1 protein-coding gene is annotated in these 268 nt (G+C 37.3%); it reads right to left on the reverse strand.

Translation table 11 applies throughout. From position 1 onward, the window contains the following. The coding region (locus C1E99_RS00100) for a cadmium resistance transporter (RefSeq protein ID WP_193441759.1) at positions 1-268 on the reverse strand (268 nt) is incomplete at both ends.

Here is a 268-nt window from a genome sequence, read left to right on the forward strand (position 1 = left end):
TAGCCTAACACAGCCCATAGCATGTCAAAGCTGTTGTTTTCAATCAGGATATACATCCCCAATCCTAAATAGACAACGGCAATAAACCATCTACTATATTTTTCCAAAGTTTCTCCGACAGAAGGGACTTGTGCCAATTTTTGGGCAGAAAAAACCAAGAGATAAATCATGACTAGAAAGGTAAGTAAAGCCACTATCAAATTCGCTAAATTTAAGGTAGTAAAATATGGGACAAAGACACCAATATTGTCAGCACCACAACTTGCAA

This window comes from Streptococcus suis (assembly GCF_002964045.1).
GTDB classification, from domain to species: domain Bacteria; phylum Bacillota; class Bacilli; order Lactobacillales; family Streptococcaceae; genus Streptococcus; species Streptococcus suis_U.